The sequence below is a fragment of the Brenneria nigrifluens DSM 30175 = ATCC 13028 genome, assembly GCF_005484965.1.
In the GTDB taxonomy this organism is placed as follows: domain Bacteria; phylum Pseudomonadota; class Gammaproteobacteria; order Enterobacterales; family Enterobacteriaceae; genus Brenneria; species Brenneria nigrifluens.
In genome coordinates, this window is record NZ_CP034036.1 from 4,879,211 (window position 1) to 4,891,702 (window position 12,492).

General features: G+C 55.3%; 11 protein-coding genes and 1 pseudogene. 3 read left to right on the forward strand and 9 right to left on the reverse strand.

Annotation, left to right across the window (positions count from 1 at the left end; all coding sequences use genetic code 11):
- Nucleotides 1-106 precede the first annotated feature (106 nt).
- The 3 genes from ygfK to EH206_RS22935 all read left to right on the forward strand — a co-directional run bounded on the left by ygfK (nucleotide 107) and on the right by EH206_RS22935 (nucleotide 6,140).
- Entirely contained in the window at nucleotides 107-3,214 is a 3,108-nt protein-coding gene (ygfK, locus tag EH206_RS22925) for a putative selenate reductase subunit YgfK (protein ID WP_009115137.1), read from the forward strand.
- A gap of 3 nt (nucleotides 3,215-3,217) precedes the next feature.
- Nucleotides 3,218-4,549 carry a putative aminohydrolase SsnA gene (ssnA, locus tag EH206_RS22930; RefSeq protein ID WP_009115138.1) on the forward strand — a complete coding sequence of 444 codons (1,332 nt, stop codon included), beginning with the start codon at nucleotides 3,218-3,220 and terminating at the stop codon, nucleotides 4,547-4,549.
- Between the two features lie 253 nt (nucleotides 4,550-4,802).
- The gene (locus tag EH206_RS22935) at nucleotides 4,803-6,140 is read left to right on the forward strand and encodes a hypothetical protein (RefSeq protein WP_009115139.1); all 1,338 of its coding nucleotides are present in this window, start codon (nucleotides 4,803-4,805) and stop codon (nucleotides 6,138-6,140) included.
- A 26-nt stretch (nucleotides 6,141-6,166) separates the two neighbouring features.
- On the opposite strand, the pseudogene rhuM reads toward EH206_RS22935, so the two are convergent.
- The 9 genes and pseudogenes from rhuM to rpmH all read right to left on the reverse strand — a co-directional run.
- Nucleotides 6,167-6,743, reverse strand: a pseudogene (rhuM, locus tag EH206_RS23720) (RhuM family protein); the annotation flags it as partial.
- Nucleotides 6,744-6,766: 23 nt separating this feature from the next.
- Nucleotides 6,767-7,003: a hypothetical protein gene (locus EH206_RS22945; protein ID WP_136163950.1), complete on the reverse strand. Its 237-nt coding sequence runs from the start codon at nucleotides 7,001-7,003 to the stop codon at nucleotides 6,767-6,769.
- Between the two features lie 60 nt (nucleotides 7,004-7,063).
- Nucleotides 7,064-7,357 (reverse strand): type II toxin-antitoxin system RelE/ParE family toxin, encoded by a 294-nt coding sequence (locus tag EH206_RS22950; RefSeq protein ID WP_009115141.1) that lies wholly within the window; start codon nucleotides 7,355-7,357, stop codon nucleotides 7,064-7,066.
- Nucleotides 7,345-7,626, reverse strand: coding sequence for a CopG family ribbon-helix-helix protein (locus EH206_RS22955; RefSeq protein WP_009115142.1), 282 nt, complete (start codon nucleotides 7,624-7,626; stop codon nucleotides 7,345-7,347). Before EH206_RS22955 ends, EH206_RS22950 begins: the two co-directional genes overlap by 13 nt.
- Before the next feature lie 278 nt (nucleotides 7,627-7,904).
- The gene (mnmE, locus tag EH206_RS22960; protein ID WP_009115143.1) at nucleotides 7,905-9,269 is read right to left on the reverse strand and encodes a tRNA uridine-5-carboxymethylaminomethyl(34) synthesis GTPase MnmE; all 1,365 of its coding nucleotides are present in this window, start codon (nucleotides 9,267-9,269) and stop codon (nucleotides 7,905-7,907) included.
- A 77-nt stretch (nucleotides 9,270-9,346) separates the two neighbouring features.
- Nucleotides 9,347-10,984, reverse strand: coding sequence for a membrane protein insertase YidC (gene yidC, locus EH206_RS22965; protein ID WP_009115144.1), 1,638 nt, complete (start codon nucleotides 10,982-10,984; stop codon nucleotides 9,347-9,349).
- A 2-nt stretch (nucleotides 10,985-10,986) separates the two neighbouring features.
- Nucleotides 10,987-11,244: a membrane protein insertion efficiency factor YidD gene (gene yidD / locus EH206_RS22970; RefSeq protein ID WP_009115145.1), complete on the reverse strand. Its 258-nt coding sequence runs from the start codon at nucleotides 11,242-11,244 to the stop codon at nucleotides 10,987-10,989.
- Entirely contained in the window at nucleotides 11,208-11,567 is a 360-nt protein-coding gene (gene rnpA, locus EH206_RS22975) for a ribonuclease P protein component (RefSeq protein ID WP_009115146.1), read from the reverse strand. The genes yidD and rnpA overlap by 37 nt, the downstream gene beginning before the upstream one ends.
- An 18-nt stretch (nucleotides 11,568-11,585) precedes the next feature.
- Nucleotides 11,586-11,726 carry a 50S ribosomal protein L34 gene (gene rpmH, locus EH206_RS22980; protein WP_009115147.1) on the reverse strand — a complete coding sequence of 47 codons (141 nt, stop codon included), beginning with the start codon at nucleotides 11,724-11,726 and terminating at the stop codon, nucleotides 11,586-11,588.
- Nucleotides 11,727-12,492 lie beyond the last annotated feature (766 nt).

Sequence of the window (12,492 nt, forward strand, 5' to 3'; positions counted from 1 at the left end):
ATCGCGCGTTATTACTGGCAAGACCCAACGAGTGCCCCATTTCTGGCCTGCATATTGCTTTTGCGTAGTGACAACAAGTAATAACAATTAAATAAAGGAGAGCAATGTGGGTGATGTGATGCGTCCCATTCCGTTTGAGCAATTGCTGGAGAGAATGTTTTCCGAATACCGGCAAAGTCGCGCTATTTTTGGCATCCCTGAGAGCCAGTTCTATCGCCGCAACCCCAATCGGCACATGCGCGTGTTCGGTGAAGTCTGCGATACCCCGGTGGGACCGGCGGCAGGGCCGCATACCCAGTTGGCGCAAAATATCATTACCGCATGGCTGACCGGCGGCAGCTTTATCGAACTGAAAACGGTGCAGATTCTGGACAGGCTTGAACTGGAAAAACCCTGCATCGATGCGCAAGACGAAGGGTTTAATACCGAATGGTCTACCGAGTTCACTCTGGTGAAAGCCGCCGATGAATATTTGAAGGCGTGGTTCGCCCTGTGGTTGCTGGAGTGCCTGTTCGCGCCGCGCGCGCCTGAACAGGGGCGCTCGTTTATTTTCAATATGAGCGTGGGCTATGACCTGAAAGGCATTCGGCAGGCGCCGATGCAAACCTTTATCGCAACCATGATGGATGCCGCTGATTCACCTGCCTTTCAGCGCTATCGTCAGACGTTGGCACACTGGGTTTCCGGCGCCGATACGCTGCGTGATATCGCCTCGCAAGCCAGCCGGGCCGCGCTGGCGGCCCTGCCGGAACGCATTCCTTCCCGGCTGGTCAGCGGCGTCACCTTATCCACCATGCACGGGTGCCCGCCCGATGAAATCGAAGCGATTTGCCGTTACATGCTGGAAGAGAAAAAGCTGCACACTTTCGTGAAGCTGAATCCCACGCTGTTGGGCTACTCGCGCGTACGCCAGATCCTGGATCGCTGCGGATTTGATTACATCCAGTTAAAAGAAGCCTCTTTCCTGCACGATTTGCAGCTTGAACGGGCGCTGACCATGTTGGCGCGTTTGCTGACGCTGGCGCGCCGACAGGGGTTGGAATTCGGGGTGAAACTCACCAACACGCTGGGGGCGGGCAACCATAAACAACGCCTGCCGGGGGATGAAATGTACATGTCCGGCCGGGCGCTGTTCCCTATTTCGATTAACGTCGCCGCCGTGTTATCGCGCCATTTCCAGGGAAAATTGCCGATCTCCTATTCCGGCGGCGCCAGCCAGCTCAATATTCGCGCCATTCATGAAACCGGTATTCACCCCATCACCATGGCGACCGATCTGCTCAAACCCGGCGGCTATCTGCGCCTTGCCGCCTGTGCGCAAGAACTGGAGACGTCTGCGGGCTGGGAATTGACCACGGTGGATGTCGACCGACTGGAGGCGCTGGCGCAAACGGCGTTAACGGCGGATTACCACCAGAAATCCTGGAAGCTGGAAACGTCGATAGACGCGGGCGGCGTCTTGCCGCCTGCCGATTGTTGCGTTGCCCCCTGCGTCAGCGCGTGCGCCATCCATCAGGATATTCCCGAATATTTGCGCCTGGCTGGGGCGGGGCGCTATACCGAAGCGCTGGAGCTGATTTATCAGCGTAACGCGTTGCCGGCGATTACCGGTCATATCTGCGATCACCAGTGTCAGTCCAACTGTACCCGGCTGGATTACGACAGCGCGTTGAATATCCGTGAAATCAAACGAATCGCGCTGGAAAAGGGCTGGGCGGAGTATCAACGACGCTGGTGTAAACCGGCGGGGTCGGGCAGCCGCCACCCGGTTGCGGTGATCGGCGCCGGTCCGGCGGGCCTGGCTGCGGGATATTTTCTGGCGCGGGCGGGGCATCCGGTTACGGTGTTTGAGCGGGAACAGAGCGCGGGCGGCGTGGTTCGCCATGTGGTGCCGCAGTTCCGTATTCCGGTAGAGAAGATCCGGCACGATATCGATTTTGTCGCGCGGCACGGCGTACAGTTTGAATATGGCTGCGACGGTGGGCTGACGATCGATATGCTGCATCAACGCGGATATAGCTATGTTTGCGTGGGGACAGGCGCCTATCGCAGCCGTGATGTGACGCTGGCCGGGGACAACCGCGCGGTGTGGCCGTCGTTCCGGTTCCTGCGGCGCTTCAACCGTGCAGAACCGTTATCTCTCGGTCGTTCCGTCGGCGTGATTGGCGCAGGGAATACCGCGATGGATTGCGCGCGTGCCGCTTTGCGCGTACCTGGCGTTGAGCAGGTGACCATTCTTTACCGTCGCGGTGAACGAGATATGCCTGCCTGGCGCGAAGAGGTGGAAGAGGCGCGCCGCGCCGGGGCGGCGTTCCGCTTCTGGGTTAACCCGGAACGGTTTGATGCGGACGGCGCGGTGACGCTGCGGATCATGCAACCCGGTGAGCCGGATGCCCAGGGCAGAGCCCGCCCGCGGCCAACCGATCGTACCGAGGCGCTGCATCTGGATGCATTGATCTCGGCCGTTGGGGAAGATCCGGACTACGAGGCGCTGGCCCGGCTGGGCATCCCGCTGGCGGCAAACGGCGTGCCGGTGGTGGATAGCACAACCCAGGAAACGCAACGCGATAATGTGTTCCTGATTGGCGATGCGCAAAGCGGCCCGGCATCCATTGTCGCCGCGATGGGCGCGGCGCGGCGCGCCGCGGACGCCATTTTACGCAGAGAGAATCTTCAGGACGACCATGCCGCCAAACGCTGGCTGAATACCGATCCTGCGGATATCTACCGCCGTAAAGGGGCGATCGAGGTAAAACTGGTCGGCGCGGGTGAGCAGGATGCGTTTGCGCAACAGGAAGCGCAGCGCTGCCTGTCGTGCAACTATGTGTGCGCCAAGTGCGTGGATGTGTGCCCCAACCGCGCCAATATCTCCCTCGCGGTGCCCGGATTTCGCGATCGTTTCCAGACGCTGCATATCGATGCCTATTGCAATGAATGCGGCAACTGCGCCCAGTTCTGCCCGTGGGACGGTAAACCGTACCGGGATAAAGTGACCATCTTCAATTTACGTCAGGATTTTGCCGCCAGCAGCAATCCCGGTTTTCTGTTGGATGAGGACGGCGTTCTGGTGCGCCATGAACAGCAGATTTATCACCTGGCGATCGATCGGCACGGCGTCATTGCCAGCGCTCCAGCGGAATTGGCTGACATGTGCCGCATTATTTCAACGGTTTATCATCATCATCACTATTTGCTTGGCGCAGTGGAGGAGTAATTCATGCTGATTTTGCGTAATGCTACGGCGGTGCAGTTTGACCCCGCCCTGGTAGATGAGAACGTGGATATCGCCATTGACGGCACCGCGATTGTTGCCGTGGGAAAAAATCTGACGGCGCGCTATCCGGCGGCGACGGTGAAAGAGATGCAGGGGCGGCTGGTCATGCCGGGTATCGTCTGCGCCCACAACCATTTTTACTCCGGGCTGGCGCGCGGGATTCTGGCACGTATTGAACCTTGTCCGGATTTTATCTCCACGCTAAAGAATCTGTGGTGGAAACTGGACCGCGCGCTGGATGAAGAATCGCTGTATTACAGTGGGCTGGTTTGCTCGCTGGAAGCCATTAAGCAAGGGTGCACGTCGGTGATCGATCACCATGCCTCGCCGTCGCTGATTAGCGGATCGCTGGATATTTTGCGCCGGGGATTCCTCACCGCCGGTCTGCGCGGCATGACCTGCTATGAAACCACCGTTCGCAATGGCGGACTGGATGAACTGCGTCGCGGCGTGGAAGAGAATATCCGCTTTGCGCAGCGTATCGATCTGGATAACAAGTCCGGTAAAACGCCCTATTTGGTCGAGGCCCATATCGGCGCGCATGCACCGTTTACCCTGAGCGATGCCGGGCTGGAATTGCTGGCGGAAGCCATACAGATCACGGGACGCGGGCTGCATATTCACGTGGCGGAAGACCGCTATGACGTTTCTCACAGTCATCATCATTATGGCGTTGATCCGATGGCGCGACTGGCGCGGGCCGGGTTGCTCAACGAGAAAAGCCTGATCGCGCACGGCCTTTTTCTTTCGGCGCAGGATGTGGCGGTGATCAATGAGTTTGACGGGTGTCTGGTGCATAACGCCCGCTCCAATATGAACAATCAGGTGGGCTACAACCCGCGCCTGGCTGAGTACCGTCATGTGGCGTTGGGGACGGACGGTATCGGCGCAGATATGTTCGAAGAGCTGAAATTTGCCTGTTTCAAACACCGTGATGCGGGTGGCGCGCTGTGGCCGGATCGCTTCCTGCGGTTCCTGCACCAGGGCAACCTGCTGCTGGAGCGCAACTTTAATGCCCAATTCGGTACGCTGGCGGCGGGTTATCAGGCTGATTTGACCATTTGCGATTATCAATCCCCCACGCCGCTCCGCGCGGAGAATCTGGCCGGACATCTGGCGTTCGCGCTCAATTCGGCCAGTGTGCACAGCGTGATGGTGGCGGGCAACCTGGTGTATGAAGATCGCCGCTTCCCGTTCGACGTGGAGGAAATTTATTTCCATGCCCGCCAGACCGCGGAGAAATTGTGGCAACGGATGGATAATCTGGCGTCATGAAAATGTGGTTAGGGAAATAACAAAATAATAAAAGATTGAGCATTCGCATCAATAAACCGGCATTCTCCGCGCGAATGAACATTTTATTCTGGCGGAAATTCCCGCGTGTACAGAAATGACGGAGTGTAGTGATAACATTCGTATTGAACATAATAATCATTAACCTGCAAAAATAGGATCATCGCAGTTGTTCTACCTGGCTATTCCTTGTTGCAAGGTGGCTTATTTTAATTCTTGTTGTAGGAATCTAACTGTGAAACATAACATTGTATCTTTATTCACCGGGGATATTGACGCTGTCCGTTTATTTTCCGGCTGTGCGGTGGCAACCGCGGTATTATTACACGCATCAGCCTTCGCCGAATCGCCAGCGGCGGTAAAACCCATTAGCAGCAATCTGGGGCAAACCTGTACGCAAAATGCCTACGGGGTGGAAAATCCGCTTGACGCGTTGCGCTGTGGTTCTGTACACGGCTCGCTGCGTACCCTTTATTACTCCACAAAGAATGCCTATTTCGTCAGGGATAATAATCAGGATACCGCCAGCTATGGCGGCAATATCCTATTTCAAACGGCCCCATATTACGGTATCAGCGCGGGTATCGGCGGTATTTATCAGCAGCAGTGGCGTTCACCGGGCGCGGGGCGCGGGGTAACGGAACTGGCGACCAATCAGAACGGCGTGGGGGAAGCCTGGCTGCGCTGGCAATATCAGGATTTTCGCTTCACCGCCGGCGATCAGCGCATCGATATTCCCTTTATGAGCGACTATGACTGGCGTATTACGCCGATCCTGTTTCGCGCCGTTGACATGCACTGGGGCGATAAAACCGATTTCTTGCATGCCACCAAGGTATACCGCTATAAGCCGTGGCGCAGCGATAAATTCCTGGCGACCAGCTCGTACAGCGCCATTAAGGAGGAAACCAACGGCGCCTGGGCGGTAGGAGCGGGACGTTCGAAACAGGCGGGCGACATCACCCTGAGCGGCCAATTGTGGTATGAAAGCTATGACGACTACGTGAATATTTTCTACAGCGAAGCGCATAGCCAGTGGAAAGCCGCGCCGTGGCAGCCGGATATCGGCGTGCAGTTTATTCGCGGCAGCGGCCAGGGCGAGCGCTTGCGCGGTGAGGCGGACAACACCTCTTACGGCGTGCAGTTGGCGCTGACGCCAGGCAGCAAGGTGAAGTGGTCCATCAACTACAGCCATATGGTCTCCAACCCCGAAGCATACCTGAACGGGGCGCTGGTTACGCCGTATTCCAGCAGCACCTCATCGGGTAAATATTTTGCTCAACCCTACTTTACCAGTACCCAGGATCTCGGTACCGGCAATGCCTATTCCACCCGTATCACTTATCAAATCATGCCGGCATTGAGCATCGGGACTTACTATTCCTTTATGGATCTGAAAAGTTCAGCGGCCGCATCCAGTCGCAATCAGTCTGAATATGTGGTCTTTGGTATTTACCAATTTGGCGGCGCATTAAAAGGATTAAGTTTGTCTAATTTTTTCGGGGTACAAACCTCGCCGCTTTACGATTATGCTTTCTGGCAGAATCGCCTGGGCCTGCAATATAATTTCTAATCTATTCCTTCCGAATAAAGTATCCGTTATGGGTACTTTATTTTTATAGGTAATTCAGGTTCAAGGAAAATACCATAACTATGCGTTTTGTGTTTGTATTGGAACGTATTTGTCTGTGCCTTGGCGAAAAACGCCTTGGTGGTCGGCGCATCCTTATTGTAATCCAGGCTGGTGGCGTAGATGTCAGTGATTTTTTGGTAGAAGCGCCGCTCGCTGAGGCGGATTTCACGAATTTCCGCCAGCAGTCGCTCGAAGTAGTCCTCACCCAGGAAACAGCCGTTTTCCATGCGCTGGCGGTCCAGCACATAGCCCTTGATGGCGAATTCGCGCAAAACGCCGGTCGCCCATTGGCGGAACTGGGTGGCACGTATGGAGTTGACCCGATAGCCCACGGTGGTGCTGTTGCGCAGCTTCTCGGCGATCTTCTTGAGGATGTCGTCGCCCAATTCTCGCACGGCGCTTTCATTATTGGCCAAGGCGTCGTAGAAGGCGATTTCTTCCAGGGTCAGCCCCAGAGTCGTTTCGCGCTCCAGCGCTGCTTGGAAGTGCTTGGCCATCGGGATACAGTTCCTCAATGACATGCGCCGTCTCAACAGCACGGTTGCCCGTGTGATAATCATCGGCGATCAAAAATGCACGGCAAGGCGCGAACGGCATCGTTCCTTTGCTCTATAGTCACGGGCGACGGCGCGGCAGACATGCCGCATCGGCAAGGCCATGACGGGGTTGGTCTGGATCAGGCCGCAGGTTGCGGCGTCGAAGCCTTGTGCCTTCTTGCGCCAGATGATGCTGCCGCTCGGCAGCACCAGTACAGAGGCTGGGAAACGTGGACATCTGATTGATTTACAATTGTATTTTTTCATGGTGGGCACAATTATGGACACAAAACGGAAGGTGCTTATAACATTATGATTTCTGGCGGGTTAATATCCTGCTTCTTTCTGATGACGAAAGGCCAGCACATAAATACGGTCTTCTATTTTCTCATAGCGGTACAACGCCACATAGCCGGAATCTCCGAATTCAATCATCAATTCCCGCAATATAGGCAGCTCAATAAAAGGGCGGCCCATTTCTGGTTTGTTTTCCAGTTGCTCAAAATGCGCTTCGAGCACTTGACCGGCCTTGATAGCTGCCAGCGGATTTTTATTGGTCAGAAACTCACGACCGCGAGTTAATCCGGTTGCCGCTCGTTGAGTAATGATCACTTGTGGCATTCAGGAATGTCCGTTTCCGTTTCTGTTCCCCAACCACGCAGCCAGGTTTTGACTTCATCACCAGTCAGATGCAGGCCGGTTTCCTGATATTCACGCCAGGAATCAAGCGCTTCCTGCTTAAAGCTTTCGCGCGCCTCTTCACGTTCAATATATTGGGTGATAGCGGCAATCATCAGATAATGCGGGCTACGATCGCGAGAAGCCGCCAGTTTTTTAACTCGTTCTTTAAGGTTGTCGTCGATTTTGAGTGTGGTGCTTGATGTTGACATGATACTGGCCTCACAAGGAGTACAAGGTATTACCTTTTACTAGTTTACCTTGTGCGTCGCGATAGAACAATATTTGAACAACTAATTACAGTTAATGCGGAAGCTGGAATAGAGTTTCGTCTATTTTCTTCGACTTGCGCATCGACAGCATTCGCTTATGCCTGAAGTATTTCCCGGTTCTCAGCAGAAGTAAATAGACGCCAGCGGAACAAAAAATCCCGCATAACAGTCAGCTATGCGGGATCAGTGGAAGTGAGTGGACGTTTACGGACTTGGCGTTACTTGCCGATGCAGAAGCTGGAAAAAATCCGTCCTAACAGGTCGTCGGAGGTGAATTCGCCGGTGATTTCGCTCAATGCCTGTTGCGCCAGGCGCAGTTCCTCTGCCAATAGCTCTCCGGCGTAAGCGCTCACTAACTGTTCTTTGCCCTGAATCAGATGTTGCGCCGCCTGTTCCAGCGCTTGCAGGTGGCGTCGGCGGGCCAGGAAGCCGCCTTCGGTGCTGCTGGTGAATCCCATGCTTTGCTTGAGATGCTCGCGTAATGTCTCTATGCCTTCACCGGTGCGCGCCGAGAGGCGAATAAGTGAGTAGTCACTTACATTTTCAAGCCCCAGCGGTTCGCCGGTGATGTCGGCTTTATTGCGCACCACGGTAATCGGCAAGGTTTTCGGCAGCCGGGCGATAAACTCAGGCCAGATCGCCGCGGGCTCCACGGCTTGAGTGGTGGTGCCGTCGACCATAAACAGCACCCGGTCGGCCTGTTCTATTTCCTGCCAGGCGCGTTCGATGCCGATGCGTTCAACTTCATCATTGGCATCGCGCAGACCCGCGGTATCAATGATATGCAGCGGCATTCCGTCGATATGGATGTGTTCGCGCAGCACGTCGCGGGTGGTTCCGGCGATATCGGTGACGATCGCCGCTTCCCGCCCGGCCAACGCGTTGAGCAGGCTGGATTTCCCGGCGTTGGGCCGTCCGGCGATCACTACCTTCATGCCTTCGCGCAGCAGGCTGCCCTGATGGGCTTCGGCGCGGACCGCGTCCAGATCGGCCATCACATTGTCGAGCTGCCTTTCAATTTTCCCATCGGAGAGAAAATCAATTTCCTCATCTGGAAAATCAATCGCCGCCTCCACGTAGATTCTCAGGTGAGTAAGCGCTTCCACCAGATGGTTGATGCGGGAGGAAAATGCCCCCTGCAATGAATTAAGCGCCGAGCGGGCCGCCTGTTCGGAGCTGGCGTCGATCAGGTCGGCGATGGCTTCCGCCTGCGCCAGATCGAGTTTGTCGTTCAGGAAAGCGCGTTCGGAAAACTCGCCGGGGCGTGCGATACGCACCTCCGGCAGGGCCAGAATACGTTGCAACAGCAAATCGAGAATCACCGGGCCGCCGTGTCCCTGCAGCTCCAGCACGTCTTCGCCGGTGAAGGAGTTGGGGCCGGGAAACCACAGGGCGATACCCTGATCGAGAGGCGTGCCGTCGCTATCGCGAAAGGGCAGATAGTCCGCGCGGCGCGGCCGGGGCAGTTTGCCCAGTACGGCTTGCGCCACGGCCGACGCCGCCCGTCCGGATACGCGTAAAATACCTACCCCGCCGCGTCCCGGTGGCGTGGCTTGGGCTACGATGGTGTCGGTATTGCTCATGGTCGTCTCTGTCTCTCAGGTTATAAAAAAAGGCGGTCATTGACCGCCTTATTCTCAATGATTGTCCATCAGCGTGGTTATTTTTTCTCGCGGCTGTGCAAGCCACGTTTTTCCAAACCACGGTAAATCAACTGCTGCTGAATGATGGTCACCAGGTTGCTGACGATATAGTACAGCACCAGACCGGACGGGAACCACAGGAAGAACACGGTGAAAATCACCGGCATATAAGTCATGATCTTCTGCTGCATCGGGTCGGTGACGGTGGTCGGCGACATCTTCTGGATAAAGAACATCGTCACGCCCATCAGGATCGGCAGAATGTAGTACGGGTCTTGCGCCGACAGGTCGTGGATCCACAGGGCGAACGGCGCATGACGCAGTTCGACGGAGCCCATCAGCATGTAGTACAGCGCCAGGAAGATCGGCATCTGAACCAGCAGCGGGAAGCAGCCGCCCAGCGGGTTTACCTTCTCCGACTTGTACAGCGCCATCATTTCCTGACTCATGCGCTGTTTGTCGTCGCCGATACGCTCGCGCATCGCCGTCAGCTTCGGCTGCAGCATGCGCATTTTCGCCATTGAGGTGTACTGCGCCTTGGTCAGCGGGTACATGATACCGCGCACGATAAAGGTGATGGCGATAATGGAGAAGCCCCAGTTGCCGATAAAGCCGTGCAGGAATTTCAACAGTTTGAACAGCGGCTGGGAAATAAACCACAGCCAGCCGTAATCAACGGTCAGGTCCAGATGCGGCGCGACGGCGGCCATCTTGTCCTGAATTTCCGGGCCGACCCACAGGGTGGCGTTCAGGTTCTGCCGGCTGCCCGGAGTAACAACAACCGGCGCGCCTTTAAAGCCAATCGCCGCCTGCCCGTTGCCGAGGTTGCTGGTATAGAAGGTGTTGGCCCCGGCGGTAGTGGGGATCCAGGCGGTGGCGAAGTATTGCTGCAGCATGGCTACCCAGCCGCCGTTGGTGGTGATATTCAGGTTTTCATCCGTGATATCGCCGAAGCTGTATTTCTTGTATTTGTCTTCGCTGGAGGAGAACGCCGCGCCGCGATAGGTGTGCAGCGCAAAGTTGCTGCTGCCGGTATCGCGGTGCTTGGGCAACTCGACGGATTGTTTTAACTGGCCGAACAGGGTCAGCTCCAGCGGCTGCGCGCTGGCGTTATTGATGCTGTATTCAACGTTCAGCGCGTAGTCGCCGCGTTTCAGGACAAACGTTTTGGTGTAAGTCACGCCGTCGGCCGCGGTATAGGTCAGCGGAATGCGCAATTCGTATTGACCCTCGGCCAGCTCGAAGTGAGCCTGAGTGACGGTATACAATGGACGCGGACCGTTAGCCGGGTTGTCCGGGCCGTTTTTGCCGGTCAGACCGCTTTGCGCCTGGTAGACAAACTCGGGTGAGGTTTCCAGCAGCAGGAAGGGGTTATCGGAACCCAGCGTATCCGGGTAAGCCAGCAGGTGCGCTTGCTCGATGTCGCCGCCGCGGGTATTGATGGTCAGAGACAGCACGTCGGTTTTAACCGTGATCGGTTTACCCTGACCGCTGGCGGGTACGCCCTGGTTGGTAGCATCACCGGAGGCTGCATTCGTCGCCTGCTGTATGGCTTGCGTGGTCACTGGCGGATTTTTGTCCGTTTCCCAGGCCTGCCAGATCATAAAGGTTACGAATAGCAGAGCGATGAGAAGAAGATTGCGTTGCGAATCCATCGTTAATGTTCTCTGTTATTGTCGGTTTTTGGCGGTACGGGATCATCACCACCAGGGTTCAAAGGGTGGCATTTTAATACGCGTTTAAGCGTCAACCAACTGCCTTTTATCATGCCGAACCTGCGTATTGCCTCAATACCGTATTGTGAACACGTCGGCCGGAACCGGCAATGTGGTCCAAGTAACGGACTGATAACGAGTTGATAACCGCGTATCAACCCGATCAGCAGGCGGGAGCCAAACGACAGTGCCGACGCCATAATTTTTCCAACGCTTCCGTCAACGTTCGGTTATCCAGTTCAGACACCCCTTTTTTGGCGATCACCACAAAATCCATTGCCGGCAATGAATGTTGATGCAGGCGAAAGCTTTCGCGCGTCAGGCGTTTAATCCGATTGCGTTCATGAGCACGTTTAACATGCTTTTTGGCGACGGTAAGACCGATGCGGGGATGCCCCAGCGTGTTCAGGCGGCCGAGAATAGTAATTTGCGGCGTGCCAGCCCGTTGCGGCTGCTGGAAGACGAAAGTGAAATGGCTGGGAGTTAACAAGCGTAACTCCCTGGGAAAAGCGAGCTTAACCACTCGGTGGGTTAGCTTTTATTACTTGGAAACAGACAGACGAGTACGGCCTTTCGCACGACGGCGGGCCAGAACCAGACGACCATTTTTGGTGGCCATACGAGCACGGAAACCATGGCTACGGTTACGCTTCAATACGGACGGTTGGAAAGTGCGTTTCATGGCGATTTCTACCTAAACTTGGATAATTAACGGTTTATCCCAGCTTGCGCGGGGAACAAACACGACTTCACAGTAAACGCGTTTGGCTACTCGGCGTGAAAATGACCGACGCCTCAATCGCATATAACAATCATATATAACTGAAAGAGGCGGGATTGTAATAATTGTACAGTCCTGAGTCAATTAACATCACGCGCTACGTGCCAGCCATGCCGATTATTTTTGGATTTCTGTCTGGCCGAGCACAGAAAACAGGCGTGGACGCGCGGGCAGGGAATTATACGGACTCTGTGATAAAGCGCAAGGATCCTGCGACGATCCGCGCGATCTGGTGGTGCGCAAGATCCCGCTTTATCGCCACCAATGCCATTGACATTAATCCCGGCGACGCTAAATCCGTTAGTGAAACAGGTAATTGATATTCTTAATAATAATCGGATTCTGTTATCCGGCGCAGCCAAACGCCGCCCCTGAAAGGCGTTGGAACACCCATCGCCGGCACGATCTTTCGCTTCTCTCCCTCGCCATGGGTACTAAGATTGTCCTGTGGATAAAAAGATCAAAACTGTGCGGAAGGGGAAGATCTCTGGTCGTCTTTAGGTTATGATCCGCAGTCCTGAAAACGATCCTCCGTCAGGATCGTAACGGTCGCCGCTACCGTTACGCGGCGCGCTGGCTTAACGTCGGCGCCAAAATCATGAGTCATATAAATAACGTTTCTTATTCTTTTTTCTTTTTGATCGTTCTTGTTCGAGTGGAGTCCGCC